This window comes from uncultured Aquimonas sp. (assembly GCF_937888285.1).
Lineage (GTDB): Bacteria > Pseudomonadota > Gammaproteobacteria > Xanthomonadales > Xanthomonadaceae > Aquimonas.
Genome location: NZ_CALART010000052.1, coordinates 1 through 24,646, shown reverse-complemented (window position 1 = coordinate 24,646; position 24,646 = coordinate 1). Strand labels below are relative to the sequence as shown.

The window sequence follows — 24,646 nt, the reverse complement described above, 5'->3', positions numbered from 1 at the left end:
GGCGGATACGGAGGATGCGCTCGCGCGGGGTTGTGCCGACAGGGGAGCCTGCCCGCTTCCGTTCAGCTTCGGACTCGGGCGCGCACCAGCAGGGCCGCGATCACCAGCAGCGCCGCCGCCAGCAGAAAGGGCGCGCCCGGCAGGTTCCAGGCCTTCAGCGGGCCGATCGCGGCTGCCAGGATCTGGCTGAACATCAGCGGGCCGATGATGCCGGCGATGCCGGTCAGGCTGGTCAGTGCGCCCTGCAGGCGGCCCTGGGCTTCGGCTTCGACGTGGCGGGTCAGCAGGCCCTGGGCCGAGGGCATGGCGAAGCCCCACAGCGCCATCACCGGCACGCCGAGCAGCAGGATCCAGCCCTCGCTGGCGAAGCCGTAGAGGGCGAAACCCGCAGCGCCCATGGACAGGCCGAAGAGCAGGCCGCGACGCTCTCCGATGCGCGGGATCACCCGTCGCACCAGGCCGGCCTGCACCACCGCCGAGCAGATGCCGACCAGGGCCAGCGCTAGGCCGACCTCGCGCTCGTCCCAACCGTAGCGGTAGTCGGCGTACAGCACGAAGGCTGCGGGCAGGGCCATGTGCGCGAGCTGGCTCAGGAACAGGCCGCCAGCCAGCACCGGTACGCCCGGGTGCGCCCGCAGGAACTTGAGCGCGCCGAGCGGATTCGCCCCGCGCCAGGCGAAGGGCCGGCGCTTCTCGGCCGGCAGCGATTCCGGAAGGATCAGCCAGCCGTAAACGAAATTGGCGAGGCTCAAGGCCGCCGCCACCCAGAAGGGCAGGCGCAGGTCGATGCTGCCAAGCACGCCCCCCAGCGCCGGGCCGATCACGAAACCGAGACCGAAGGCGGCGCCGAGGATGCCGAAGCCAGCGGCGCGCTTTTCCGGCGGGGTGACATCGGCAATGTAGGCGTTGGCCGTGGTGATGCTGGCGGCGGTGATGCCGGCGAGCAGGCGCCCCACCAGCAGCCACCACAGGCTGGGCGCCAGCGCCATCAGGATGTAGTCGAGCCCGAGGCCCAGGTTCGACAGCAGGATCACCGGCCGCCGCCCGAAGCGGTCGGACAGTGCGCCCAGCACCGGCGAGGCCAGGAACTGCATCCCGGCAAAGGCGACGGCGAACAATCCGTACAGCGTGGCCGCGCGGGCCGAATCACCGCTGCTGAACTCGAGGATCAGCTTGGGCAGGATCGGAATGATCAGGCCCAGCGCCAGGATGTCCAGCGCGACGGTGATGAAGATGAACAGCAGGGCCGCGCGCCGCCGGGGCGGCGGCGCTGCGGCAGCGGCCTCGCTGGCGAGGCCGTCCACGGGATCGGATGCGCTCAAGGCCTTGGCGCCGCGCGGCTTCAGCCGCCCAGGCGCGCCTTGATGCGGGCGGACACGGCACCCATGTCGGCGCGGCCCGCCACCTTGGGCTTCAGCACACCGACCACCTTGCCCATGTCGCGGCCGCTGGCGGCACCGGTTTCGGCGATCGCGGCCTCGATCAGGGCGTCGATCTCGGCCTCGCTCAGCGCCTGCGGCATGTAGTCCTGGATCACGCTGATCTCGAAGCGCTCGATCGCGGCCAGATCCTCGCGGTTGGCAGCCTCGTACTGGCTGACCGAATCGCGGCGCTGCTTGATCATCTTCTCCAGCACCGACAGCACCTGGGTGTCGTCGAGCTGGATGCGTTCGTCGACTTCGCGCTGCTTGATCGCGGCATTGACCAGGCGGATGACCGCCAACCGCTCCTTGTCGCCGCCCTTCATGGCGGCCTTCATGTCATCGGTCAGTCGCTGTTTCAGGCTCATGGCTCACCTCGGATGTGCGGGGATGCGGCTCAGGAAAGAGCGGGACATCGGAACTGGCGCGCCCGCGAGGATTCGCGGCCAACGCGCGCAAACAGGAAAAGCCGGTGTCGCTTGCGCAACACCGGCTCCGGATTCCCTTCAAGAATTCAAGCCCCGGCCATGCGGGCCGGGCGAGGCCTCAGTAGAGGCGACGGCGCTTGGTGACGTCGCGGCTGACGCGACGCAGATGGCGCTTGACCGCGGCGGCCGCCTTGCGCTTGCGCTCCTGGGTCGGCTTCTCGTAGAACTCGCGCTTGCGGGTCTCGGCCAGCACGCCGGCCTTCTCGCAGGTGCGCTTGAAGCGGCGCAGGGCAAACTCGAACGGTTCGTTTTCGCGGACTTTGACGCTGGGCATCGGGGAATCTCGTGACTGGAGAATTCGCCCGGACAAGTGGGCGAGCCGCGCATGATAGCAGCAGCCCAGGTTTCGGCGCAAGATAGGGGGATGAACGTCCTTGGCATCGAATCCTCCTGCGACGAAACCGGCGTCGCGGTCTACGACACCGGCGCAGGCGGCCTGCGCGCCCATGCGGTCTACAGCCAGATCGCCCTGCACGCCGAATACGGCGGGGTGGTGCCGGAGCTGGCCAGCCGCGACCACGTGCGCAAGCTGCTGCCGCTGATCCGCCAGACCCTGGCCGAAGCCGGCCTGTCCACCGCCGACATCGATGGCGTGGCCTATACCGCCGGGCCCGGCCTGGTGGGCGCGCTGCTGGTCGGCGCGGGCGTGGCCCGCTCGCTGGCATGGGCGCTGGACGTGCCGGCGATCGGCGTGCACCACATGGAAGGCCACCTGCTCGCGCCGCTGATCGAGGAAGACGCACCGCAGCCGCCGTTCGTGGCCTTGCTGGTGTCCGGCGGGCATACCCAGCTGGTGGCGGTGGATGCGATCGGCAGCTACCGGCTGCTGGGCGAAACCCTGGACGACGCCGCCGGCGAGGCCTTCGACAAGACCGCCAAGATGATGGGCCTGCCGTATCCGGGCGGGCCGCAGCTGGCCAGACTGGCCGAGCAGGGCGTGCCGGGGAAATTCAGATTCTCTCGGCCGATGACCGACCGGCCGGGGCTGGATTTCAGCTTCAGCGGCCTGAAGACGCAGGTGCTGCTGGCGTGGCGCGACAGCGACCAGTCCGAGCAGACCCGCGCCGACATCGCCCGAGGCTTCGAGGATGCGGTGGTGGACACGCTGGCGATCAAGTGTGGCCGCGCACTGGATGCGGCTGGCACAGACACCCTGATCGTGGCCGGCGGCGTGGGCGCCAACCGGCGGCTGCGCGCCAAGCTGGTGGAGATGTGCGGGAAGCGCGGCGGCCGGGCCTGCTTCCCGCGCCCGGCGCTGTGCACCGACAACGGCGCGATGATCGCGTTTGCCGGCGCGCTGCGGCTGGCCGCCGGCCAGCACGACGATGCCGCGATCCGCGCGGTGCCGCGCTGGGACATGGCGACGCTCGCGGCGGTGTGAACGGGCGGGCGCCGCGCGGCGGCGCCGGCACGCACGGACGGGTTGTTAAGCTGTGCATCCAATCCCCATTCCGCCGCGGTATCCGGTTCCCCGGGAACGCGAACACGCCCCATGACCGACACCGTTTTCATCGAAGGCCTGCGCCTGGACGCCCTGATCGGCGTGCACGACCGCGAGCGCCACGCCACCCAGCCGGTGCTGCTGGACATCCGCATGCGCTTCGACAACCGCATTGCCGCCAGCAGCGACACGCTGGCCGATGCGCTGGACTACGAGGCGGTGAGCCTGCGGCTGGCCGACTACGTTGCGCAGACCGACTTCATGCTGGTGGAAACGCTGGCCGAATGCTGCGCCGACCTGATACTGACCGAATTCGGCGCCAAGGCGGTGCGGCTGAAGTTGTCCAAGCCGGACGCGCTGGCGAACGCCGCGGCGGTGGGCGTGGAGATCGAGCGCGGGAGTTTTGCATGAGCGTGGTGCTGGTGACCGGCGCCTCGCGCGGGATCGGCCGCGCCATCGTCGAACGCTTCGCCCGCGAAGACGCCACCGTGATCGCCTGCGCGCGCGGACAGGCGGCGCTGGACGCGCTGCGCGCCGCACTGCCGCAGGTCGAATGCCATGCCTGCGACATGCGTGACGGCGACGCCGTGGATGCATTGGCGCGCGACGTCCTCGCGCAGCACGGCGCTGTCGACCTGCTGGTGAACAATGCCGGCGCGTTCCGGCCCGGCGGGATCGCCGGCGAGGACGACGGCGCCCTGCTGGACATGCTGCAGGCCAACCTGTTCGGCGCCTACCGCCTGACCAGGCGCCTGCTGCCGAAGATGGTCGAACGGCGCAGCGGCATGGTGCTGAACGTGTGCAGCACCGCGTCCATCGCCGCCTACCCGAACGGCGGTTCCTACAGCATCGCCAAGCACGCGCTGTACGGCTTCTCGCGCAACCTGCGCGAGGAAATGAAGCCGCACGGCGTGCGCGTGGTGGCGCTGCTGCCGGGCGCGACCCTGACCGCCTCGTGGGACGGCGTGCCGCTGCCGCCGGAACGGCTGATGCCGGCCGCGGACGTGGCGGAGATGGCGTGGACGGCGTGGTCGCTGTCGGCGCGCACGGTGGTCGAGGACATCCTGATGCGCCCGCAGCTCGGCGACATCGAAGAGGCGGATTTCCCATGAGCCCGTCCGTCGTCATCCGCCTGGCCAAGCAGAACATGAAGTTCTCGGCGGCGCATTTCACCATCTTCAACGCGACCGAACGCGAACGCCTGCACGGCCACAACTTCACCGTGGAGGTCGACATCCATGCACGCATGCTGGGCAACGGCATGTGCTTCGACTACGGCATCTACAAGGATCGCGTCGTCGCGCTGTGCCGCGAACTGAACGAGTGGACGATTCTGCCGACGCGGTCGAAATTCCTGCGCATCGAGGAAGCCGGCGAGCACGTGCATGCGCATTTCAACGGCCAGCGCATCCCGTTCCTGCGCGGCGACGTGCTGCTGCTGCCGATCGAGAACGCCACCCTGGAGGAGTTCGCCTACTGGTTCCTGCAGCGGCTATGCGAGGACCGCGAGGCGCTGCGCGCGCACGCCATCGCGGCGATCGAGGTGCGGGTGTTTTCCGGACCGGGACAGAGCGCCGGCCGGCGCATGGCGCTCGACTGATGGCCGCTTCCACGCTGCCGGTGCCGTCCGCCGATGCGCAGGCGCACAGCGCGCACCTGCGCGAGGTGATCCAGGAACAGATCATCGCTGCCGGCGGTCGCATCCCGTTCTGGAAATTCATGGAGCTGGCGCTGTATGCGCCGGGACTGGGCTACTACAGCGCCGGCGCGCACAAGTTCGGCCCGGGCGGCGACTTCACCACCGCGCCGGAGCGCTCGCCGCTGTTCGCGGCCTGCGTGGCTGACGCGCTGGCGCCGGCGCTGCGGCAGGCCGGCAAGGGTGCGGTGTTCATGGAGGTGGGCGGCGGCAGCGGTGCGTTCGCCGAGGCCTGCCTGGAAAAGCTGCAGGCCGATGGCGTGCCGCCGGCGCGCTACGCGATCCTGGAGCCCAGCGCCGACCTGCGCCAGCGCCAGCGTGAGCGGCTGCAGGCGCGGCTGCCGGCGGAGCTGTTCGCACGGGTGGAATGGCTGGACGGGCCGATCTCGGAACCGTGGGACGGCGTGCTGTTCGCCAACGAGGTGATCGATGCGCTGCCGACGCCGCGCTTCGCCATTCGCGCTGGCGAGGTGCTGGAGGAGTGCGTGTCGCTGGATGGCGAAGGCCGCTTCGTGCGTGCCGAGCAACCCGCCGACCCGATGCTGGCGGCCGCCGTGCGCCGCGTCGAATCGCAGTTGCCGGCGCCGTTCGCCGATGGTTACCGCAGCGAGGTGCTGGCGCAGCTGCCGTACTGGCTGCAGGCGGTGGCCGGCGGCCTGCGCAACGGCGCGCTGCTGTTCATCGACTATGGCTATTCGCGCGGCGAGTACTACCAGCCAGGTCGCGACGATGGCACCCTGCGCGCGTTCCGCCAGCACCACGTCACCAATGACGTGTTCGCCTGGCCCGGCTTACAGGACATCACCGCCTCGGTGGATTTCACCGCGCTGGCCGAAGCCGGCGTGGGTGCGGGCTTCGAGTTCTCCGGTTACTGCTCGCAGGCCAGCTTCCTGCTCGGCAACCGGTTGCAGGAAAACCTTGCCGCTGCCGAAGCGCAGACCGCCGATGAAGTGGCGCGCCACAACCTGCGCCAGCAGGCCAAGATCCTGACCCTGCCCAGCGAGATGGGCGAGCGCTTCCAGGCGATCGGCTTCCAGCGCGGCGTCGAACTCGACGCGGCCTTCCTGGTCGGCGACCTGAGCCATCGCCTGTGAGCTGCTGCCGGTGAGCCGCGCGCCACGTATCGGCCGTTCGCTCAAGCCGTTCAGGCGGCCTTGGCTGTGGGCCGGACTGTGGATGCTGGCGATCGCCATCGTGGTGATCGGTTCGCTGCTGCCTGGCAAGGACCTGCCGCCGCTGCCGGTCAGCGACAAGCTGGAGCATTTCGCCGCCTACGCGGCGCTGGCGGCGGGCGCGGTGCAGCTGTTCGCGCGGCGGCTGTCGTGGGGCTTCATCTGCCTGCTGCTGGTATTGATGGGGATCGGTCTGGAGTACCTGCAGGCGTCGATGAAGCTGGGCCGGATGCTCGACCGCAACGATGCGCTGGCCAATACGCTTGGCGTCCTGATCGGGCTGGCCACCGCATTCACCCCGCTGCGCGATTTTCTGCTGCGCTTCGATCGGCGCCACTGACGCCTGCCGGTCCAGCAAGATCGCGCGCTGCGCCTGTTCCGCCGGGGGCTCTCTCAGTCCGAGGGCTGGCGGGCGGCGGCAATCGCCGCGATCCGCGCCTTGCGCAGCGCCTCACCGAACGCCGGGCCGATGACGCCCTGCGCGGCGATATCCGCACCGCGCACCGCCATGGCCGCTGCGTGCAGGCGACGCAGCGTGTCGGCCTGCGGATAGTCGGCTTCGCCCCTGCCGGCACGGCCGCGCGCGTCGGCTTCGCAGACGCTGGCGAGCTGGTCGATGCGGGCCGGCTTGCGGAATCCGTCGCAGCGGGCGATCAGTTCGTGCACGGTCGCGGCTTTCAGTTCGGCGATGCGATGGACATTGAGGTGTTCGCGGCAGCAGGCCACTGCCAGCTCGCGGTGTTCGTTCGGCACTTTCAGGCGCTGGCTCATGGCGATTGCGGGGGCGACCCCACGCTGCTCGTGCATCAGGTGCTTCGGCAGCACGTCCGCGGGAGTGAGCGCCTTGCCGAGGTCGTGGCACAGCGCGGCGTAGCCGACCAGGTCGTCCCCCGGCGCGAGGCGGGCGGCCATGTCGCAGACCAGCTCGCAGTGCAGGCCTGTATCGATTTCCGGGTGGTACTCCGCGCGCTGCGGCACGCCGTACAGCGCATCGACTTCCGGCAGCACCGCGCGCAGGGCGTCGGCCTCGCGCAGGGTGCGCAGGAAGGCGCCGGGGGCGGCGGCGCGCAGCGCCTTTGCCAGCTCCTGCCAGACACGCTCCGGCACCAGTTCGGCCAGCTCGCCGCTGGCGACCATCTGCCGCATCAGCGCCAGCGTTTCCGGGGCGACGGTGAAACCCAGCGGCGCGAAGCGCGCCATGAAGCGCGCAGCGCGCAGCACCCGCAGGGGATCCTCGACGAAGGCGTCGCCGACATGGCGCAGCACGCGCGCTTCGATGTCGCGCGCGCCGCCGAACGGATCGACCAGCGTGCCGTCGCCGGCGCGGGCGATGGCGTTGATGGTGAAGTCCCGGCGACGCAGGTCGTCCTCCAGCGTCACCGACGGGTCGGCATGCACCACGAAGCCGGTGTAGCCGCGCCCGGACTTGCGCTCGGTGCGTGCCAGCGCGTGTTCCTCGCCGGTTTCGGGATGCAGGAAAACCGGGAAGTCGCGGCCCACCTGCCGGTAGCCGGCATCCAGCATCTGCTGCACGCTGGCGCCGACCACCACGAAGTCGCGGTCGCCTGCAGGCAGGCCAAGCAGCGCGTCGCGCACGGCGCCGCCGACGAGGTAGGTCTTCACGTTGTCCGCAAGCGCATGCATGTGCGGATGATGCCCCAGCGGCTACCTGCGTCGCTTGCCGGGCTTCGCTGGCGCAGGCGCCAGCGGCGCGACCGCCGCGGGCTCGACCGGGCAGGCGAACGCCTTGCGCGGGCCGCTGGTGAGCCCCTGCATGCGATCGCCCAGGCGCAGCGCGCTGCCGTCCATGCGCCAGTCGTAGATCGTGCTGAAGCTGAGGACGCGCGCCACGTATTCGCGGGTTTCCTTGTAGCTGATGGTCTCGATCCAGAAGTCCGGGTCCATCGTCGGGCGCTGCGAAACCCAGCGGTTGAGCGGGGTGGGTCCGGCGTTGTAACCGGCGATCACCTGGTAGGGCTTGCCGCCGTAGCGGTCCATCAGCTGGCGCAGGTAGGCGGTGCCGATGGCGATGTTGGCGTCGGGATCGAACAGCGTGTCGGCGCCGTTCCAGGGCTGGCCGATCTTCGCGGCGATCGCCGCGCCGGTGGCCGGGACGACCTGCATCAGGCCGCGCGCGTCTGCGCTGGAGCGGGCGCTGGGGTCGAACACGCTTTCGGCGCGGATCTCAGCCGCCACCCACGCCGGGTCGAGGCCGTTGCGCGCGGCTTCGCGGCGGATCGTTGCGTCGTGGTGCAGCGGGAAGCGCAGCCGGTACAGGTGCTGCTCTTCCGGAAAGCGCTTGCCATCGACGTTGACCAGCCCGAACACGCCGCGGTCGAACCAGCCGTTGTCCTGCGCCACCTCTACCGCCAGCCGCCGCTGTTCGTCGCTGAAGCGCGCCAGCGCGGCGTTCCACTCGCGCGCGGCCCAGCCCCTGCGGTCGAGCTGGAACAGCTGCACTGCGCGGACGATGTTCGGATCGCGGGCCACCGCTTGCTTCAGCGCCGGCGTCGGCGCGGGCAGCCACGGGCATAGCGCGTACGGCTGGTCGAGGCGGTCGGCGGCGAGGAAGCCGTGGAAGTCGGGCTTGCGCGCGGCCTGCGCGTACAGCGACTTGGCAGCGGCCACGTCGCCGGTCAGTTCGCTGGTGCGGGCGGCGAAATACAACCAGCGTGAATCGTTACGCTGCGCGTCCGGCATGCGCTTGATCGCGGCCAGCGCGGCAGCCCAATCGCTACGCGAGAGCGCCTCGCGCACCCGCCACTCGTGCAGGCTGTCGTCATAGGCCGACGCCGGGACGTTGGCGAGGCGGCGCGCGGAATCCGGCAGGTAGGACGCCACCGACCACAGCGCGACCTGGTAGAGCACGCGGGCGTTGTCGTCCTCCCCGAACGCCAGGGCCTTCGCTACGCCCGGCAACAGCATTTCGGCGCGAGCCGGGTCGGTCTTCGCCAGCTTGGCCAGCGCGGTCGATGCCACCAGCCGGCTGCGAGCGGTTTTCGGCCACGCGTCCACGGCGGCCTCCGGCGCATCCAGATAGGCCGCGTACTGCAGCGCCAGAGCCGCATCGGCCGACGGCAGGCCGGCGGCAATCGCGCGCATCACGCCGCCCTGTGCGTCGGCGGCGGCACGGTCGAAGCGTTCCCAGCGCAGCGCATCCGTCAGGCCGCCTTGCGCGGCCAGCAGCGCGAACGGCGGGTCGCATTGCGCCGGCAGCGAACGGCCGCTGCTGCGCCATAGCGCCTGCGCGTCGGCAGTCCATTGCGTATCCGCGCGATTGACCGCCATCAACGCCTGCAGGCGCAGGCAGCGCAGCGCGGCGCCGTCGATGCCGGCATCCCACTGGTCCAGGAAAGCCTGCCATTCGTTGCGGCGGGCCAGCGCGCTGAGCCAGTCGTTGCGGAAGGCCGCGGCCACCGGCTCGCCCCGATGCGCCGCCAGGAAGGCATTGCCGCGCGCCAGCGGCAGCGTATCCATGCGCCCGCGCAGGGCGACGTACTCCAGCCAGCCGGCCAGCGGCTGGCTGGAAAAACCCGCCAGTGCCAGATCATCCAACCCGCTGCTGCCGGCGGCGGTGTCGAAGGCGGCGCGCAGTGCCGGATCGGGCGGCGCGATCCGCACCGGGGCCGGTTGCAGCAGCGGCGCCGGGCGCGGCGTGGGCGACTGCGCGTGGACGGTGGTGATGCCGGCAACCAGCGACGACAACAGCAGCAGCGAGGGCGCGATCTTGTGCATCGCCCGACTATAGCCGAGCATCGATGAACGTCTTTTTCGATGGTGCGCGATGTCGTTCCTGCTTCTCTATCTGGCGCTGGGCGCGTGTGCCGGCGTGCTGGCCGGGCTGCTGGGCATCGGCGGCGGGCTGGTGCTGGTGGGTGCACTGGCATGGCTGCTGCCCACCCAAGGCGTGCCGGTGGACGCGGCGATGCACGCGGCGCTGGCCAGTTCGCTGGCCAGCATCGTGCTGACCGCGGCCTCATCGGCGCGCGCGCATCACCGCCGCGGCAGCGTGCTGTGGCCGACGGTGGGCTGGATGGTGCCCGGCGTGCTGCTGGGCGGCTGGCTGGGCAGCCGCTTCGCGATCACATTGGATGGCAACGTGCTGCGCTGGTGCGTGGCGGCGTACTGCTGGATCGTGGCGGCGCAGATGCTGCTGGTGCAGCCGAAATCCGGCGGCGATGCCGCGCTGGTGCCCCGTGGCCCCGGCTACACGCTGGCAGGTGGCGGGATCGGCATCGTGTCGGCCATCGTCGGCATCGGCGGTGGCAGCCTGACCGTGCCGCTGCTGGTGTGGCGCGGGGTGGTGCCGGTGCAGGCGGTGGGCACTTCGTCTGCCTGCGGCATCTTCATCGGCCTGGGTAGCGCGCTGGGTTACGCATTGCAGGCGCCGGCAGGCGCGCTTCCGCTGGCGGGCGCGGTGGGCTATGTCTATCTGCCGGCGGCGATCGGCGTGGCGCTGGCGTCTGTGCTGGCGGCGCCTTACGGCACCCGGCTCGCGCATGCGCTCAGCGGGCCCGCGCTGAAGCGGGTGTTCGCGGTCTTCCTGCTAGTGGTCGGCAGCGCGTTCGCGTACAGCGCAACCTAGGCTCGTTTCAGCGCAGCGCCGTTTCCGGCACGTCCAGTTCCACCGACAGCGCCAGGTGGTCGGACTGCGCGGCGGGCAGCGCCTGCATGGTGGCCAGTGCCAGCGCCGGCGTCACCAGCATGTGGTCGATGGCGCGCTGGGGGCGCCATGAGGGGAAGGTGGGCACGCAGCGGTCGGGCGGCTGCAGCCGGGTCTTGCGATACAGCTGCTGCATCTCCGGCTGCTCCGGATCGCAGTTGAAGTCGCCCATCAGCACTGCGTGCGGCAGGCCGGCGAGGATGTCGGCGATGAAGTCGATCTGCGAGCGCCGCGACTGGCTACCCAGCGAGAGATGGGCCACCGCCACGGTCAGCGCGTCGCGGCCGTCGCCGAAGGTGGCGGTGAGCACGCCGCGGCCCTTGACCCTGCCCGGCAATGGGTGGTCCTCGACCAGCCGCGGCTCCAGCTTGCTGAGCAGGCCATTGGCGCTGGAAGCCACGCCGGCCACGCTGCGGTTGGGCTGGTGGCTCCAGTAGGCGAAGCCGGCGCGTTCGGCCAGGTAATGGGTCTGGTTGGTGAACCCGGAGCGCAGGCTGCCGGGATCGGCCTCCTGCAGGCCGACGATGTCATGGCGGCCGGCCAGTTCGGCGATGGTGTCCAGTGCGCCGCGCTTGTTGCCGGCCGGCAGCACGTGCGACCAGCTGCGCGCGACGTAGTCGCCGTAGCCGCGCGTGCTGGAGCCGGCCTGGATATTGGCGCTCAGCAGGCGCAGCCGGCGTTTGTCCATGGGGCGGGAATCAGCCCTGCGGCGCGTCCGTCGCCACAGGGCTGGGCGCCGCCGCGGGTGCCGAGGCGGCGAGCTTGGAGCGCTCGGCGACGATCAGCTGGTTGATGATGCGGAACATGTCGTCCACGCTCTTGCCCTTGACCCGGTACTTGCCGGCGACCACGAAGGCCGGGGTGCCCATCTGGTCGCCATTGGCGAAGGCTTCGGTCATGTACTGGCGGGCGCGGTTCATCTTGGTGGCCACCGCGAAGCTCTGCATGCTGTTGAGGAACTGCCCGGGGTTGGCGCCATAGTTGGCGTAGAACGCGGCGATGTCCTCCGGCTTGTCCATGCCGCGCTCGCCCTTCAGGGTCTGGTCGATATGGATGGCCCGGAACATCGCGTCGTGGGTCTTGTCCACCAGCCCCATCGCTTCGGCCGCGTAGTAGGCCTTGGCGTAGTTGTCCCACATCGCGCCGAACGCGGCCGGCACGTAGACGAAATGCACGTCCGGCGGCAGCTTGGACTTCATCGCCGAGACCTGCGGCTGCACGGCGGCGCAGAACGGGCAGACGTAGCCGAAGAACTCGACCACCTCGATGCGGCCAGGCGCGGTGTCGAACGGCTGGCCGTTGGGAATGGTCACGTAGTCGGTGCCTTCCACCGGCGGCGGTGCCTTGGCGGCAGCCTCGGCCGCGGCCTGCACCGCCGCTGCGGCCTGTGCGGCGCGCTGCGGATCCTCGGCGCTGGCGGCCTTGGTGGCGGCCTGCGTAGCCGCCGGGGCGGCGTCGCCGGCCGCGACCGGCGCGGGCGCGTCGTTCTTGCAGGCGGCCAGCGGCAGCAGGACGAGCAGGAGCAGGGCGTGGCGCAATGCGGTCATGGCGGTTCCGTCAGTCGGTCAGGATCGGGGGGCGGCGGGTTTGGCCGCCGGTGCGGCCCGCGGGGGGGCCGGCTTTTTCTTCGGTGCCAGCGCGTCGACGACCGCACGCGCATTGGCCAGCAGGCTTTCGTAACTGTTGCCGAGGACCAGGTAACGGCCGGCGATCACCAGCGATGGCGTTCCCTCGACCTGGCTGCGCACGCCGAAATCGTAGGCCTGCTTCAGCTTGGGCAGCAGCGCGGCGTCGTCCGCCATCGCCGCTTTCAGTGCCGCGGCATTGCTGCCCTGGACCCCGCCGGCGAAGGCGAGGATCTGGCCGGCATCGGCATTGCGCGGCAGTTCGCCGGTCTCGTGGACGGCGGCGAACAGGCGCGGGTGCAGGACCTGCAACGACTTGGCGGCCTGCGCGGCGAAGAACACCCGCGACCACGGGTCGTCACGGCTGAAAACGCCGGGAACCAGCACCAGCCGGGCATGCGCGGGCAGCTGCTTGGCCCAGGCTTCCAGCATCGGCGAGAAGTGCGCGCAGTGCGGGCAGGTGTAGGCGAAGACCTCGGCCACTTCCACTATGCCGGGCGGCAGCGCGCGGTAGGGCTGCCCGTTGTCGATGTAGCGGTACTGCACGCCTTCGGCAAGGCCGGGCAGGGCGCGCTGCGCCTGTGCGGGCGCAAACGCGGTGGCGGCAAGCAGGACGAACGTCAACAGCAGTCCGCGCATCGAATCAGGCTCCGGTGTTCAAGCAGTGGGCCCGGACGAGCATGCACGGGCCAGGGCCAACGCATGGTGAAGCATCGCTCAGCGGGCGATGCTTTCCTTGGTGGTGCCGGGGGCGCGGGTATGCAGGCCCTGCACGTAGCTGGCCAGCGAACGGATTTCCTCGTCGCTCAGCGACTTGCTGACCGCGGCCATGAGGTTGAAATGCGCCGGCGCGGTGTAGGTGGTGGTGCCGGTGCGGTATTCCTCCAGCCGGCGCGTCACGTATGCCGAGTCCTGGCCGTGCAGGGTCGGATAGGCCGGACCGGGGTTGCCGGCACCCGACGGGCCGTGGCAGGCCATGCAGGCCGGCAGGCCGCGGGCCGGATCGCCACTGCGGAACAGGCGCTCGCCGACCTGGTAGAACTTCATGCCCTGGTTGGGGCCTTCGGCAATCGTGGTGTCATCGGCCACGCCGGTGCCGGCCTTCTGGCTGGCGTACCAGGCGCCGACGTCGCGCATGTCCTGCGCGCTGAGGATGCCGGCGAACGGGGCCATGATCGCGGCCATTCCGCTGGTGCGCTGGCCGCTCTTGAACAGGTGCAGCTGGTCGGCGATGTAGCGCTCCGGCATGCCGGCGATGCGCGGCGCGTTCTGCTGCATCGCGTTGCCGTCGAGGCCGTGGCAGGCCGCGCAGGCGCCGGCCTTGGCCTGTCCGGCCTTAGCATCACCCCAGGTGGCGGGCTTCTCGGCCAGCGGCGCGGTCTGCACCGGGGCATTGTCGGGTGCGGCGACGGCTTCGCTCTGGGCCCAAGCAGCGGCGGCAAGAGCAAGACAGGCAACACCGGCAAGGGCATGGACAGGACGCATGCGAAACTCCACTGGCATAAGGACGCGGGCAGGTGCCGCGCAACCTGCAAATTATGGTCGGCGCGCCCGGAGCGGTCAAACTGGACCGACATCCGCGCGGACATGCCATGCTATGCCCATGGCTGCACCCAATCCGTTCGCGCGCGCCCAGTACCTGCTGGCCGCCCACAATTACCGGCAATTGCCGCCCGATGGCGGCTTCGAAGTGGCCTTCGCCGGCCGCTCCAACGCCGGCAAATCCTCCGCCCTCAACGCGCTCTGCCAGCAGAACGCGCTGGCGCGCGTGTCCAAGACCCCCGGCCGCACCCAGCAACTGGTGTTCTTCGGGCTGCCGCCGCACGAGGACAAATACCTGGTCGACCTGCCGGGCTATGGCTACGCCAAGGTGCCGCAGGACCTGCAGGCGCACTGGCAGGCCTTCCTCGAGGGCTATTTCGGCAGCCGCGACGCCCTGCGCGGGCTGGTGGTGGTGATGGACGTGCGCCACCCGCTGAAGGAATACGACCGGCAGATGCTGGGATACGCCATGCGCCGCGGGTTGCCTGCGCACGTGATCCTGACCAAGGCCGACAAGCTTGGCCGCGGCGCCGCCGGCAACACCCTGCAGGCGGTGCGGATGGAACTGGCGCGGTCGTTCGCCGACAGCGTCAGCGTGCAGCTGTTCTCCGGCGAATCGAAGCAGGGCGTTGATGAACTGCGCGCGGTGGTCGCCGGCTGGCTGGCGATATAGCCCAATTGCGCGCAATCACGGAACGCTGATGCCACAACGGCGTTGCTGCGGTGCCGCCGCGGGCCGGCTATCCTGCTTCGCCAAACCGATAGGCGATGCCGATGTCCGGACCCAGCACAGCCAGCGACACGCCGATCACCGGCCGCAACCAGCTGGCCGAGGTGCTGGCTTCGGGCGAGAAACCGCGCGACGCGTGGCGGATCGGCACCGAGCACGAGAAATTCGGCTTCCGGCTGGATGACCTGCGTCCGCCCACCTTCGATGGCGAGAGTGGCATCGAGGCGCTGCTGAAGGGGCTGGTCCGGTTCGGCTGGGCGCCTTACGAGGAAAACGGCCGGGTGATCGCGCTGACCCGCGATGGCGCGTCGGTGACGCTGGAGCCGGCCGGGCAGCTGGAGCTGTCGGGCGCGCCGCTGGAGTCCATCCACCAGACCTGCAGGGAAGTCGGCAGCCACCTGCGCGAAGTGCGTGAAGTGGCCGACGAGCTCAAGCTCGGCTTCCTCGGCATGGGGTTCCAGCCCAAGTGGCGGCGCGACGAAATGCCGTGGATGCCGAAAGGCCGCTACAAGATCATGCGCGACTACATGACCAAGGTCGGCAGCCTGGGCCTGGACATGATGACCCGCACCTGCACGGTGCAGGTCAACCTGGACTATGCGTCCGAAGCGGACATGGTGAAGAAGTTCCGCGTCTCGCTCGCGCTGCAGCCGATAGCAACAGCGCTGTTCGCCGACTCGCCTTTCACCGAGGGCAAGCCCAACGGCTACCTCAGCTACCGCTCGCACATCTGGACCGACACCGACGCCGACCGCACCGGCATGCTCGACTTCGTGTTCGAGGATGGCTTCGGCTACGAGCGCTACGTCGATTACCTGCTCGACGTGCCGATGTACTTCAGTTATCGCGACGGCATCTACCACGATGCCAGCGGCAAATCGTTCCGCGACTTCATGCAGGGCCGCCTGGACGTGCTGCCCGGCGCGCTGCCGACCCTGCGCGACTGGAACGATCACATGACCACCGCCTTCCCGGAAGTGCGGTTGAAGAAGTTCCTGGAGATGCGTGGTGCCGACGGCGGCCCGTGGGGCCGGCTGTGCGCGCTGCCGGCCTTCTGGGTGGGCCTGCTGTACGACGACGCGGCGCTGGATGCCGCCTGGGACCTGGTCAAGGATTTCAGCATGGCCGAACGCCACGCCCTGCGCGATGGCGTGCCGAAGCATGCGCTGGGGCTGCCGTTCCGCGGCGGCACGCTGCGCGACCTGGCCCGCCGCGCGCTGGAGATTTCCGCCGCCGGCCTGCGCCGGCGCGCCGTGCAGGACCGCTGCGGCGCCGATGAGACCGGCTTCCTCGATCCGCTGGTGGAGATCGTGGAGTCCGGCAAGACCCCGGCCGAGCGCAAGCTGGCGCTGTTCCACGGCGAATGGCGCGGCAGTGTCGACCCGGTGTTCTGCGAGTTTTCCTACTGACCCTCAGCGCCTTCGCTTGCGGCTGATGCTGGCGCCTTCAGTGGAGCCCATCACCATCGGGATGCGGATCGTTGCCGGCTGCGTGCCGGGAAATGGCTCGAAGACGTATTGCCGCAGGCAGTCGACCATCGCATCGGCCACCTCCGGCCTGGGCACGAAGTTTTCCAACACGATCCTCCCCATCTGGCCCGAAGGCTGAACCTCCACGATCCAGGTGGCGGCAGCGGCACCGAGCCGGTCGATCTGCTGCACGTAACAGCGCTGCGGTCGCGATGCGACCCGGATCGGCCCGCCATCCTGCGCGGATGCCCGCCGGTGCAGGCCCTGCCGATATTCGTCGATCCGACGCGCGACCCGGTTGTCGTTCGCGTCCAGATAGGCCTGCAGGTCCTGGTCCACCAGTTTGCGCGGGAGGTAGACCGGGGCGTGTTGCCAGATCAGCGACACGCGGTTGAGCAGATTGCCGTTGTAAGCCGAACGCTGGTACTGCGCGTCGTCGGCGCTCATGCCGGGGTCGCGGAACCGGTCAACGTAGTGCAGGTAGACCTGGGTCCAGCGCATCGCTTCGCGCGCGTTGGCATGGCGCATCTCCATTTCCGCCAGATCGGCGAAAGCGGGCAGGTAGCCGGCCTCGGCCATCGGCTGGATGAGTGCGCGCGCCTTGTCCAGATCCTGCGGCAGCAAGTTGCCCGGCAGATATTCACCGTGGCGATAGAGCTGGCCCAGGGTGTATCCGAATTCAGGGCAGTCGGCCATCGTGGACAAGCGCCTGTACGCCGCCAGGGCCTCGTGCCGTCGCGGCTCAGGCGCGGCAGGGTCAAGCAGGTCGAGCAGCGTGCCCTCGGGCAGGGCGGCATAGGCGGCCTCGCAGCCGGCATCCGGCCGGGCAGCTTCCGGAGCGCCGGCAAGAGCGGACGCGGTGGGCAGCAGGCAAGCTGCCAGGAACCATTTCCATCGCTTCATCAAGGCCTCTCCCTGCGTGGGCGATCGTGCATGGATGACGGTATTGACCGGAACGGTAGCACCTGCAACCGTTGACGCGATGCAGCAAGAATCGCGCTAGCCTGCGGCCATGACGTCCGCCGACACGCCGCTGCGCGAGCAGCTCGAATTCGCCGACACCGATACCCCCCTGCGCGACGATGTGCGCCGCCTTGGCGCGATGGTCGGCGACATGCTGGCCGAGCAGGTGGCGCCGGTGTTCCTGGAACAGGTCGAGACGCTGCGGCGGATCGCGATTGCCCGGCGCGAGCAGGGCGAGCCCGTGGACGCGCTGGCGCAGCGGCTGGCGCAGGTGCCGTTGGCGCTGGCGGAGCCGTTGGTGCGCGCGTTCGCGGCCTATTTCAGCGCCACCAACGTGGCCGAGCGCGTGCATCGCATCCGCCGTCGCCGCGACTACCAGCGGTTGGGCGAGGCGCCGCAGCCGGGTGGACTGGAAGCGGTGCTGCGCGGCCTGCGCGACGAAGGCGTGACGCTGGCCGAACTGCAGGCGCAGCTGGCCGGGCTGTGCGTGGAGCCAGTGTTCACCGCGCATCCCACCGAGGCGGTGCGGCGCGCGCTGCTGCTGAAGGAAAAGACCGTGGTCGAACGGCTGATCGCCGATATCGACCGCACCCGCACGCCGCCGGAGCGGCGCGCCGACGACGCCCGCATCCGCCAGTCGTTGACCACCGCCTGGCAGACCAACGAAGCGCCGCCGCAGCGTCCCAGCGTGGCCGACGAGGTCGAGCATGTCGGCTTCTACCTTGGCAGCGTCCTGTATCGCGTGCTGCCGGTGTTCTACGAGACATTTTCCGAGGCGGTGGAAGCCGTCTACGGCGAACGCATCGCGCTGCCGCCGCTGCTGCGCTTCGGCAGCTGGGTGGGCGGCGACATGGACGGCAATCCCAACGTCGGCGCGGCCAGCGTGCGCGACGCGCTGGCCGCGCAGCGCGCGCTGGCGCTGGACTGCTACCTGGCCGACCTGCGCGCGCTGGGCGACATCCTCACCCAGAGCCATGGCAATGCCGACATCGACGCGGAAATCGAGGCGCGTGCCGCCGCACACCGGGCGCTGCTGCCGGAGGGCATGGTGCGCAACCGGCCACGGTTGGCTGACATGCCCTACCGGCAGTTGCTGTGGGCGATGCGCGCGCGCCTGCAGGCCACCGGCGAAGGCGTGACGGGTGGCTATGCCGATGCAGCGGCCTTCATCGACGACCTGGTGCTGATCGATGCGAGCCTGGCCCGGCACCGCGGCGACCATGCCGGCCGCTTCGCGTTGCGGCGCATCCTCTGGCGTGCGCGCACCTTCGGGTTCCACATGGCCGCGCTGGACCTGCGCCAGGATTCCGCCGTGCACGAGCAGGCGCTGGCCGCGCTGGAAGCGGATGCCGAGTGGGCCGCGCGCCCGCTGCCGGCGCGGATCGAGCGGTTGCATGCGCTGATCTCGGGCGCTGCACCGGCCGACGCGGGCGCAGTCGACGCCACGGCGACGCTGGACGTGTTCCGCACCGTGCGCGAGCTACGCGCGGCGCTGGGCGAACATGCTTTCGGCCCCTACATCATCAGCATGGCGCGCAATGCTGCCGACGCGCTGGTCGTGCTGGCGCTGGCGCGCATCGCCGGCTGCATCGTCGATGCCGAAGTGCCGCTGGACGTGGCGCCGCTGTTCGAGACGGTGGACGACCTGGAGGCGGCGCCGGCGACGATGCGGGCGCTGTTCGCCGACCCGCTGTACCGCCGCCATCTGGCCGCGCGCGGCGGGCGGCAGGTGGTGATGCTGGGCTACAGCGACAGCGCCAAGGATGGCGGGCTGCTGGCATCGCGCTGGGCGCTGCAGCGCGCGCAGGTGGAGCTGCTGGAAGTGGCGCGGGCGGCCGGCCTGCAGCTGGTGTTCTTCCACGGCCGTGGCGGGTCGGTCAGCCGCGGTGGCGGCAAGACCGAGCGGGCGATCATGGCGGCGCCGCGCGGCAGCGTGGCCGGGCGCATGCGCGTCACCGAGCAGGGCGAGGTCATCCATCGCAAATACGGAATACGCGCGCTGGCACTGCGCAACCTCGAGCAGATGACCGGCGCGGTGCTGCGCGCATCGCTGCGGCCGCGCCCACCCGAGCCGCGCGAGGGCCGGTGGCGCGCGCTTGCCACCGAGCTGGCACAGGTCTCGCGCGCGCACTACCGCGCGCTTGTGCACGAGCATCCGGACTTCCCGGCCTACTTCCGTGCGGCCACGCCGGTGGACGTGATCGAGCGCCTGCACATCAGCTCGCGGCCCTCGCGCCGCCGCGATGGCGGCATCGCCAACCTGCGCGCGATCCCGTGGGTGTTTTCGTGGGCGCAGAGCCGTTCCGGCCTGACCGGTTGGTACGGCATCGGAACCGCCCTGCGCCACGGCATTGATGTGCACGGACTGGACGCGATGGCGGCCATGGCCCGCGACTGGCCGTTCTTCGCCGCGATGATCGACGACGTGGAAATGGCGATGGCGAAGTCCGACATCGACATCTTCGAACGCTATTCCGCGCTGGCCGGCGGGCTGCATCCGGTGTTCTTCCCGCCCATCGCAGGGGAGTTCGATCGCACCCGCGAGGCGATCCTCGCGATCAAGCAGCGCGACGCGCTGCTGGCCGACGATTACCGGCTGCGCCTGTCGATCCGGCTGCGCAATCCCTACGTCGATCCGATCAGCCTGCTGCAGGTGGACCTGCTGCGGCGATGGCGCGAAGGCGGGCGCGAGGACGAAGCCCTGCTGCGCACGCTGGTGTCCACCGTCAACGGCATCGCCGCGGGCATCCAGAACACCGGTTAGGGGGCGTTGCGGGCATCGCGGGGTGTGTGCCGGGCCGGCTTCGCCTATACTCCCCTGCAGTATCGATGGGTGCCGCCGTGCCGCATTCCCCGGAAGACAAGAAGCGCGCCACCACCCGCCTGCGCCGCATCCGCGGCCAGGTGGATGCGCTGGAGCGCGCGGTGGAGGCCGGCGCCGACTGCGCGCCGATCCTGCAGCAGCTGGCCGCGCTGCGCGGTGCGGTGAACGGGCTGATGGCAGAGATCCTGGACAGCCATCTGCGCGGGGAATTCATTCAGCTCGCCAGCGACCCGAAAATCCGCAAGCAGCACCAGCAGAGCATCGACCAGGTGATCGCGCTGGTGCGTTCCTATCTCAAGTAGACCCACCGGAGCCATGCCATGAAATCCCGCGCCGCCGTTGCCTTCGCCGCTGGCCAGCCGCTGCAGATCGTCGAGATCGACGTTGCCCCGCCCAGGGCCGGCGAGGTGCTGGTGAAGATCACCCACACCGGCGTCTGCCACACCGATGCGTTCACCCTGTCCGGCGATGACCCGGAAGGCCTGTTCCCCTGCGTGCTGGGCCACGAGGGCGCGGGCGTGGTGGTCGAAGTGGGCGAGGGCGTCACCAGCGTTGCACCCGGCGACCACGTGATCCCGCTGTACACCGCCGAATGCGGCGAATGCCTGTTCTGCAAGAGCGGCAAGACCAATCTGTGCACGTCGGTGCGCGCCACCCAAGGCAAGGGCGTGATGCCGGACGGCACCACCCGCTTCTCCTACAACGGCCAGCCGCTGTACCACTACATGGGCTGCAGCACCTTCAGCGAGTACACCGTGGTGGCCGAAGTCTCGCTGGCGAAGATCAACCCCGAGGCCAACCACGAGCAGGTCTGCCTGCTGGGCTGCGGCGTCACCACCGGCCTTGGCGCGGTGAAGAACACGGCGAAGGTGGCCGAAGGCGATTCGGTCGCGGTGTTCGGCCTGGGCGGCATCGGGCTGGCGGTGATCCAGGGGGCAAGGCGGGCGAAGGCGGGGCGGATCATCGCCATCGACACCAATCCCTCGAAGTTCGACATGGCCCGCGACATGGGTGCCACCGACTGCGTGAACCCGAAGGATTTCGATAAACCCATCCAGCAGGTGATCGTGGAGATGACCGGCTGGGGCGTGGACCACAGCTTCGAGTGCATCGGCAACGTCAACGTGATGCGCGCGGCGCTGGAATGCGCGCACCGCGGCTGGGGCCAGAGCGTGATCATCGGGGTGGCCGGTGCGGGGCAGGAGATCTCCACCCGCCCGTTCCAGCTGGTGACCGGCCGCAAGTGGATGGGCACCGCCTTTGGTGGCGTGAAGGGCCGCAGCCAGCTGCCGGGCATGGTGGAGGAGGCGATGGCCGGCGAGATCCAGCTTGCGCCGTTCGTGACCCATACCATGGGGCTGGAGGGGATCAACGAAGCCTTCGAGCTGATGCACGAAGGCAAGTCGATCCGCTCGGTGGTGCGCTTCTAAAGGGGGATGGCCTGATGGAACGCATCGAACACCGCGCCTGCTTCGGCGGCTGGCAGGACGTGTACCGGCACCGCTCGGCGGTGCTCGGCTGCGACATGACGTTCGCGATCTACCTGCCGCCGCAGGTGCAGCACGGACCGGTGCCGGTGCTGTACTGGCTGTCGGGCCTGACCTGCAGCGAGCAGAACTTCATCACCAAGGCCGGCGCCCAGCGCTACGCGGCGGAACACGGCGTCGCCATCGTCTGCCCGGACACCAGTCCGCGCGGCGACGGCGTGGCGGATGCCGACGGTTACGACCTCGGCAAGGGCGCCGGCTTCTACGTCAACGCCACGCAGGCGCCGTGGGCAGCGCATTACCGCATGTTCGACTACGTGGCGGACGAGCTGCCGGCATTGGTGGAAGCGCATTTCCCGGTGACGGACGCGCGTGCGATCAGCGGGCATTCGATGGGCGGCCATGGTGCGCTGGTGGTGGCACTGCGCAATCCCGGGCGCTATCGCAGCGTGTCGGCGTTCTCGCCGATCGTTGCGCCCTCGCAAGTGCCGTGGGGGCAGAAGGCGTTCGCCGCCTATCTTGGCGAGGACCATGCGGCATGGGCGCAGTACGACGCCAGCCAGCTGATCCGGACGGCAGCGGAAAAGCTGCCGGTGCTGGTCGACCAGGGCCAGGCCGACGAGTTCCTCGATGCCCAGCTGCAGCCGTGGCGGCTGAAGGACGCCGCCGATGCGGCCGGGTACCCGGTGTATCTGCGCATGCAGCCGGGGTATGACCACAGCTATTACTTCATCGCCAGCTTCATCGGTGAGCACATCGCCCATCACGCCACGGCGTTGAAGGCATAGCATCGTCCGCGACGCTGCGGGGCGCCTCCAGTCAGGCCAGCCTGAAGTCGGTATAGGCGAAGCGTCCGTCGCGCAGCACGGTGTCGCCAGCCTGCAGCGCCAGCGGCGCGGCGAACATCGGCCCGGCGGACACGCAGGTGTGGAATTCACCGTGTTCGCCGCAGCGGTCGACACCCGGCGGCAGTTCGGCCAGCAGCGCGGCATCGAAGGCGCGGCCGGCGAATGCGGCATCGAGCTGGGTGGTATCCACGCAGCACAGGTGCGCGCGCAGGCCGCCTTCGATCATCTCCCGCGCCAGCCGTGCGGTGTCGCTGTCGAACAGCGGGAACAGCGGCGTCCAGCCCAGCCGCGTGCACAGCGCTTCCCGCCAGCTGCGGATGTCGGCGAGCAGCAGGTCGCCATAGGCGATATGGGCGAGTCCCGGCCATTGCCCCTGCGCCCGTGCCAGTGCGTCGGTGAAGCTGGTGACGTAGGTCGCGTTGTCGGCGGCCTGCGGGATCCATGCTTCGATCAGTGGTAGTCCGGCGGCGCGGGCCTGCGCGTGCAGGACGTCGCGGCGGATGCCCTGCATCGACACACGATCGAAGCCTTCGGTGAGGGTGGTGAGCAAGCCGACCACCTCGACTTCGCCGTGCCTGCGCAGGGCGTGCAGGGCCCATGCGGCGTCCTTGCCGCCGCTCCATGACAGCAGCGCCGGGATCATGCGGTGGGAAAACTCAGACCGCGGTGACGTCGCGCAGCTGCCAGTGACTGCCGGCCAGCAGCGCCATTCGCTGGCGCAGCAGCGCCGAGGACAGGCGGGTATCCACGATCAGGTCGATGTGCAGGTCGTCCTGCTGGCCAGTGACGCGGGCGGCCGGGTCGGTGGCGGCCAGCGCCGGATCGACATCGTCAGGCTCTTCCTGCCTGGCCTGCCAGCGCAGGAACAGGGCGTCATCGCGCAGTGCCTGCTGCAACTCCTCGGCGAATCCTTCCGCGCCGCGCGAACGGAAGCTCAGTTCAGGGTCGTTGCCTCGTGCCTCGTCGGGATTGGGTAGGCGGATGTAGTAGCGAGTGGTCATGGTCGATCCCGGGAAGATGAGTCCAGAGGCTAGTGGCCTGGCTGTGGAGGCGCCGTCACTGCTCAGCCGAAGCGGTGCGGCGGCGCCGCGAACGCCACCACCAGCGCGCCGCGGCCGACGTTGACGAGGCCTGACAGGCCCATGAAGCTCTCGAACACCTCGACGCCGCGGTCCTTGCACACGTCGCGCAGGTGCTGGTAGCCCGGCAGCGCGCGCATTTCCTCCAGCGCGCCGCCATAGCAGAGGTTGACGGTGGGGGCCAGCAGCCCGGACGCCACCCGCTCGGCGGTGAAGTCGAACAGCTTGCGGCTGGCCGCGGCAAAACCCTTCACCTTCGCCACCGGGCCGGTTTCGCCCTGGTTGCAGTGCAGGATGGGCTTGATGTCCAGCGCCGTGCCCAGCGTCGCGCTGAGGAAGCTCACGCTCTTGTCGCCGCGCTTCTTGATGCGGTTGCGCAGGTAGTTCAGGTCCGGCGCCACCATGTAGGCGTGGGTCTTGGTGGCGATGGCCTCCAGGTGCGCGCGGATCCGCGGCGGCGACTCGCCGGCGGCGCGCATGCGCACCGCTTCGATCACCGGCACGCCCACCCCGGCGAACACGCTCTGGCTGTCGATCACCCGCAGCGAGAATGGGGTGTTGTTGCCGGAGGCGGCCCGCACCGCCTTGTAGTCGTTGAGGATGGTGAAGCTGGCCTGCTGCGCGTTGTCGTGGATGCCGCTGCGGGTACGGGTGGTGGTGATGCAGAACACGTAGTCGTAGTCGTGCACCAGCTTGCCCAGGAACAGGTCGTGCACCTGCTGCACGGTGAATGGCGTGGTTTCCGCCTCGAACGCCCGCGCGGCGGTCTCGCCGCTGAGGAAGTTCATCGTCGCTTCCTCGTTGCGCACGTCGGCCAGCACCGCCTGCCCGATCTGCACGGTCACCGGCAGGATGGTGATGTTCTCGCGCTCGATGAAGTCGTTTGGCAGGTCGCAGGCCGAGTCCGCGATGATTCCGATGCGCATGCTGTCCTCCACCCCCGTTCAGATGCCCGCGACCGTACCGCAAGTCGGGCCTGCTTGCATGCGGCGAGGGGCTGCCGGGGGGCAGCGGGATCGGCCCTGTTCATGTTGCCGCGGGGCCCAGCGGGCACAGCGGCGGGGACCAGTTCAGTGCACGTCGGGCGGGTAGGCGCGCGGCAGCTGGCCTTCCTGGGGCGTGCCGGCGGCGCGCAGGTAGCGATCGCGCAGCTCGGTCTGGCGGCTGCGCATCGGGATCGCGCGGCCGTCCAGCCACA

General features: G+C 69.8%; 26 protein-coding genes. 13 read left to right on the top strand and 13 right to left on the bottom strand.

Going from position 1 to position 24,646, the window contains the following annotated elements:
- Positions 1–62 precede the first annotated feature (62 nt).
- From Q0654_RS11030 to rpsU, 3 genes are all read right to left on the bottom strand, one after another.
- Complete coding sequence (locus Q0654_RS11030; RefSeq protein WP_298853787.1) at positions 63–1,322, bottom strand: TCR/Tet family MFS transporter; 1,260 nt, start codon at positions 1,320–1,322, stop codon at positions 63–65.
- A gap of 20 nt (positions 1,323–1,342) precedes the next feature.
- Positions 1,343–1,789: a GatB/YqeY domain-containing protein gene (locus Q0654_RS11025; RefSeq protein ID WP_298853786.1), complete on the bottom strand. Its 447-nt coding sequence runs from the start codon at positions 1,787–1,789 to the stop codon at positions 1,343–1,345.
- Between the two features lie 178 nt (positions 1,790–1,967).
- On the bottom strand, positions 1,968–2,183 hold the full coding sequence (gene rpsU, locus Q0654_RS11020; RefSeq protein ID WP_018971772.1) for a 30S ribosomal protein S21: 216 nt from the start codon (positions 2,181–2,183) through the stop codon (positions 1,968–1,970).
- 90 nt (positions 2,184–2,273) lie between these two features.
- Here rpsU and tsaD point away from each other — a divergent pair, with 90 nt between their 5' ends.
- From tsaD to Q0654_RS10990, 6 genes are all read left to right on the top strand, one after another.
- On the top strand, positions 2,274–3,290 hold the full coding sequence (gene tsaD / locus Q0654_RS11015; RefSeq protein ID WP_190281908.1) for a tRNA (adenosine(37)-N6)-threonylcarbamoyltransferase complex transferase subunit TsaD: 1,017 nt from the start codon (positions 2,274–2,276) through the stop codon (positions 3,288–3,290).
- A 111-nt stretch (positions 3,291–3,401) separates the two neighbouring features.
- Positions 3,402–3,761, top strand: coding sequence for a dihydroneopterin aldolase (folB, locus tag Q0654_RS11010; RefSeq protein ID WP_028840256.1), 360 nt, complete (start codon positions 3,402–3,404; stop codon positions 3,759–3,761).
- Positions 3,758–4,462, top strand: coding sequence for an SDR family oxidoreductase (locus tag Q0654_RS11005; protein ID WP_190281907.1), 705 nt, complete (start codon positions 3,758–3,760; stop codon positions 4,460–4,462). Before folB ends, Q0654_RS11005 begins: the two co-directional genes overlap by 4 nt.
- The gene (locus tag Q0654_RS11000; protein WP_298853778.1) at positions 4,459–4,950 is read left to right on the top strand and encodes a 6-carboxytetrahydropterin synthase; all 492 of its coding nucleotides are present in this window, start codon (positions 4,459–4,461) and stop codon (positions 4,948–4,950) included. The genes Q0654_RS11005 and Q0654_RS11000 overlap by 4 nt, the downstream gene beginning before the upstream one ends.
- Positions 4,950–6,140, top strand: coding sequence for an SAM-dependent methyltransferase (locus tag Q0654_RS10995; RefSeq protein WP_298853777.1), 1,191 nt, complete (start codon positions 4,950–4,952; stop codon positions 6,138–6,140). Before Q0654_RS11000 ends, Q0654_RS10995 begins: the two co-directional genes overlap by 1 nt.
- Before the next feature lie 82 nt (positions 6,141–6,222).
- On the top strand, positions 6,223–6,558 hold the full coding sequence (locus Q0654_RS10990) for a VanZ family protein (protein ID WP_223809563.1): 336 nt from the start codon (positions 6,223–6,225) through the stop codon (positions 6,556–6,558).
- 53 nt (positions 6,559–6,611) lie between these two features.
- Here Q0654_RS10990 and Q0654_RS10985 read toward each other — a convergent pair whose 3' ends face one another.
- The gene (locus Q0654_RS10985; protein ID WP_298853812.1) at positions 6,612–7,841 is read right to left on the bottom strand and encodes a multifunctional CCA addition/repair protein; all 1,230 of its coding nucleotides are present in this window, start codon (positions 7,839–7,841) and stop codon (positions 6,612–6,614) included.
- Between the two features lie 42 nt (positions 7,842–7,883).
- Positions 7,884–9,974, bottom strand: a complete 2,091-nt coding sequence (locus tag Q0654_RS10980; RefSeq protein ID WP_298853775.1) for a lytic transglycosylase domain-containing protein — start codon at positions 9,972–9,974, stop codon at positions 7,884–7,886.
- Positions 9,975–10,002: 28 nt separating this feature from the next.
- Here Q0654_RS10980 and Q0654_RS10975 point away from each other — a divergent pair, with 28 nt between their 5' ends.
- Positions 10,003–10,803, top strand: coding sequence for a sulfite exporter TauE/SafE family protein (locus tag Q0654_RS10975; protein WP_190281904.1), 801 nt, complete (start codon positions 10,003–10,005; stop codon positions 10,801–10,803).
- 7 nt (positions 10,804–10,810) lie between these two features.
- Here the strand turns inward: Q0654_RS10975 and Q0654_RS10970 are convergent, their stop codons facing one another.
- From Q0654_RS10970 to Q0654_RS10955, 4 genes are all read right to left on the bottom strand, one after another.
- Positions 10,811–11,569, bottom strand: a complete 759-nt coding sequence (locus tag Q0654_RS10970) for an endonuclease/exonuclease/phosphatase family protein (protein ID WP_190281903.1) — start codon at positions 11,567–11,569, stop codon at positions 10,811–10,813.
- 10 nt (positions 11,570–11,579) lie between these two features.
- Positions 11,580–12,428: a thiol:disulfide interchange protein DsbA/DsbL gene (locus Q0654_RS10965; protein WP_190281902.1), complete on the bottom strand. Its 849-nt coding sequence runs from the start codon at positions 12,426–12,428 to the stop codon at positions 11,580–11,582.
- Positions 12,429–12,446: 18 nt separating this feature from the next.
- Entirely contained in the window at positions 12,447–13,145 is a 699-nt protein-coding gene (locus Q0654_RS10960; protein ID WP_298853770.1) for a thioredoxin domain-containing protein, read from the bottom strand.
- Positions 13,146–13,223: 78 nt separating this feature from the next.
- The gene (locus tag Q0654_RS10955) at positions 13,224–13,991 is read right to left on the bottom strand and encodes a c-type cytochrome (RefSeq protein ID WP_190281900.1); all 768 of its coding nucleotides are present in this window, start codon (positions 13,989–13,991) and stop codon (positions 13,224–13,226) included.
- A gap of 118 nt (positions 13,992–14,109) precedes the next feature.
- Between Q0654_RS10955 and yihA the strand changes: the two genes are divergently transcribed.
- Both yihA and Q0654_RS10945 read left to right on the top strand, forming a co-directional pair.
- Positions 14,110–14,721, top strand: coding sequence for a ribosome biogenesis GTP-binding protein YihA/YsxC (yihA, locus tag Q0654_RS10950; RefSeq protein WP_298853767.1), 612 nt, complete (start codon positions 14,110–14,112; stop codon positions 14,719–14,721).
- Between the two features lie 101 nt (positions 14,722–14,822).
- Positions 14,823–16,187 (top strand): glutamate--cysteine ligase, encoded by a 1,365-nt coding sequence (locus Q0654_RS10945; protein ID WP_298853764.1) that lies wholly within the window; start codon positions 14,823–14,825, stop codon positions 16,185–16,187.
- Between the two features lie 3 nt (positions 16,188–16,190).
- On the opposite strand, the gene Q0654_RS10940 is transcribed toward Q0654_RS10945, so the two are convergent.
- Positions 16,191–17,150 carry a hypothetical protein gene (locus tag Q0654_RS10940; RefSeq protein WP_190281897.1) on the bottom strand — a complete coding sequence of 320 codons (960 nt, stop codon included), beginning with the start codon at positions 17,148–17,150 and terminating at the stop codon, positions 16,191–16,193.
- A gap of 109 nt (positions 17,151–17,259) precedes the next feature.
- Here Q0654_RS10940 and ppc point away from each other — a divergent pair, with 109 nt between their 5' ends.
- The 4 genes from ppc (at position 17,260) to fghA (ending at position 22,309) form a co-directional block, all read left to right on the top strand.
- The gene (ppc, locus tag Q0654_RS10935; protein ID WP_298853763.1) at positions 17,260–19,974 is read left to right on the top strand and encodes a phosphoenolpyruvate carboxylase; all 2,715 of its coding nucleotides are present in this window, start codon (positions 17,260–17,262) and stop codon (positions 19,972–19,974) included.
- 77 nt (positions 19,975–20,051) lie between these two features.
- Complete coding sequence (frmR, locus tag Q0654_RS10930; RefSeq protein ID WP_190281895.1) at positions 20,052–20,336, top strand: formaldehyde-responsive transcriptional repressor FrmR; 285 nt, start codon at positions 20,052–20,054, stop codon at positions 20,334–20,336.
- Between the two features lie 18 nt (positions 20,337–20,354).
- Positions 20,355–21,464: an S-(hydroxymethyl)glutathione dehydrogenase/class III alcohol dehydrogenase gene (locus tag Q0654_RS10925; RefSeq protein WP_298853762.1), complete on the top strand. Its 1,110-nt coding sequence runs from the start codon at positions 20,355–20,357 to the stop codon at positions 21,462–21,464.
- Between the two features lie 14 nt (positions 21,465–21,478).
- Positions 21,479–22,309: an S-formylglutathione hydrolase gene (fghA, locus tag Q0654_RS10920; protein ID WP_298853761.1), complete on the top strand. Its 831-nt coding sequence runs from the start codon at positions 21,479–21,481 to the stop codon at positions 22,307–22,309.
- A 31-nt stretch (positions 22,310–22,340) separates the two neighbouring features.
- Here fghA and Q0654_RS10915 read toward each other — a convergent pair whose 3' ends face one another.
- The 3 genes from Q0654_RS10915 to Q0654_RS10905 all read right to left on the bottom strand — a co-directional run bounded on the left by Q0654_RS10915 (position 22,341) and on the right by Q0654_RS10905 (position 24,374).
- On the bottom strand, positions 22,341–23,012 hold the full coding sequence (locus Q0654_RS10915) for an adenine nucleotide alpha hydrolase (protein WP_190281892.1): 672 nt from the start codon (positions 23,010–23,012) through the stop codon (positions 22,341–22,343).
- A 13-nt stretch (positions 23,013–23,025) separates the two neighbouring features.
- Positions 23,026–23,370, bottom strand: coding sequence for a hypothetical protein (locus Q0654_RS10910; protein ID WP_190281891.1), 345 nt, complete (start codon positions 23,368–23,370; stop codon positions 23,026–23,028).
- A 62-nt stretch (positions 23,371–23,432) separates the two neighbouring features.
- Positions 23,433–24,374, bottom strand: coding sequence for a DegV family protein (locus Q0654_RS10905; RefSeq protein WP_298853753.1), 942 nt, complete (start codon positions 24,372–24,374; stop codon positions 23,433–23,435).
- Positions 24,375–24,646: the final 272 nt, after the last annotated feature.

Coding starts and splice junctions, on each gene's coding strand:
- rpsU (WP_018971772.1), bottom strand. CDS start 2,183: ATGCCCAGCGTCAAAGTCCGCGAAAACGAACCGTTCGAGTTTGCCCTG.
- Q0654_RS11025 (WP_298853786.1), bottom strand. CDS start 1,789: ATGAGCCTGAAACAGCGACTGACCGATGACATGAAGGCCGCCATGAAG.
- Q0654_RS10915 (WP_190281892.1), bottom strand. CDS start 23,012: ATGATCCCGGCGCTGCTGTCATGGAGCGGCGGCAAGGACGCCGCATGG.
- yihA (WP_298853767.1), top strand. CDS start 14,110: ATGGCTGCACCCAATCCGTTCGCGCGCGCCCAGTACCTGCTGGCCGCC.
- Q0654_RS10990 (WP_223809563.1), top strand. CDS start 6,223: ATGCTGGCGATCGCCATCGTGGTGATCGGTTCGCTGCTGCCTGGCAAG.
- Q0654_RS11000 (WP_298853778.1), top strand. CDS start 4,459: ATGAGCCCGTCCGTCGTCATCCGCCTGGCCAAGCAGAACATGAAGTTC.
- Q0654_RS10910 (WP_190281891.1), bottom strand. CDS start 23,370: ATGACCACTCGCTACTACATCCGCCTACCCAATCCCGACGAGGCACGA.
- Q0654_RS10955 (WP_190281900.1), bottom strand. CDS start 13,991: ATGCGTCCTGTCCATGCCCTTGCCGGTGTTGCCTGTCTTGCTCTTGCC.
- Q0654_RS10995 (WP_298853777.1), top strand. CDS start 4,950: ATGGCCGCTTCCACGCTGCCGGTGCCGTCCGCCGATGCGCAGGCGCAC.
- ppc (WP_298853763.1), top strand. CDS start 17,260: ATGACGTCCGCCGACACGCCGCTGCGCGAGCAGCTCGAATTCGCCGAC.
- Q0654_RS10945 (WP_298853764.1), top strand. CDS start 14,823: ATGTCCGGACCCAGCACAGCCAGCGACACGCCGATCACCGGCCGCAAC.
- Q0654_RS11005 (WP_190281907.1), top strand. CDS start 3,758: ATGAGCGTGGTGCTGGTGACCGGCGCCTCGCGCGGGATCGGCCGCGCC.
- Q0654_RS10980 (WP_298853775.1), bottom strand. CDS start 9,974: ATGCTCGGCTATAGTCGGGCGATGCACAAGATCGCGCCCTCGCTGCTG.
- Q0654_RS10925 (WP_298853762.1), top strand. CDS start 20,355: ATGAAATCCCGCGCCGCCGTTGCCTTCGCCGCTGGCCAGCCGCTGCAG.
- Q0654_RS10965 (WP_190281902.1), bottom strand. CDS start 12,428: ATGACCGCATTGCGCCACGCCCTGCTCCTGCTCGTCCTGCTGCCGCTG.
- Q0654_RS10905 (WP_298853753.1), bottom strand. CDS start 24,374: ATGCGCATCGGAATCATCGCGGACTCGGCCTGCGACCTGCCAAACGAC.
- Q0654_RS10975 (WP_190281904.1), top strand. CDS start 10,003: ATGTCGTTCCTGCTTCTCTATCTGGCGCTGGGCGCGTGTGCCGGCGTG.
- fghA (WP_298853761.1), top strand. CDS start 21,479: ATGGAACGCATCGAACACCGCGCCTGCTTCGGCGGCTGGCAGGACGTG.
- Q0654_RS10970 (WP_190281903.1), bottom strand. CDS start 11,569: ATGGACAAACGCCGGCTGCGCCTGCTGAGCGCCAATATCCAGGCCGGC.
- tsaD (WP_190281908.1), top strand. CDS start 2,274: ATGAACGTCCTTGGCATCGAATCCTCCTGCGACGAAACCGGCGTCGCG.
- Q0654_RS10940 (WP_190281897.1), bottom strand. CDS start 17,150: ATGAAGCGATGGAAATGGTTCCTGGCAGCTTGCCTGCTGCCCACCGCG.
- Q0654_RS10960 (WP_298853770.1), bottom strand. CDS start 13,145: ATGCGCGGACTGCTGTTGACGTTCGTCCTGCTTGCCGCCACCGCGTTT.
- folB (WP_028840256.1), top strand. CDS start 3,402: ATGACCGACACCGTTTTCATCGAAGGCCTGCGCCTGGACGCCCTGATC.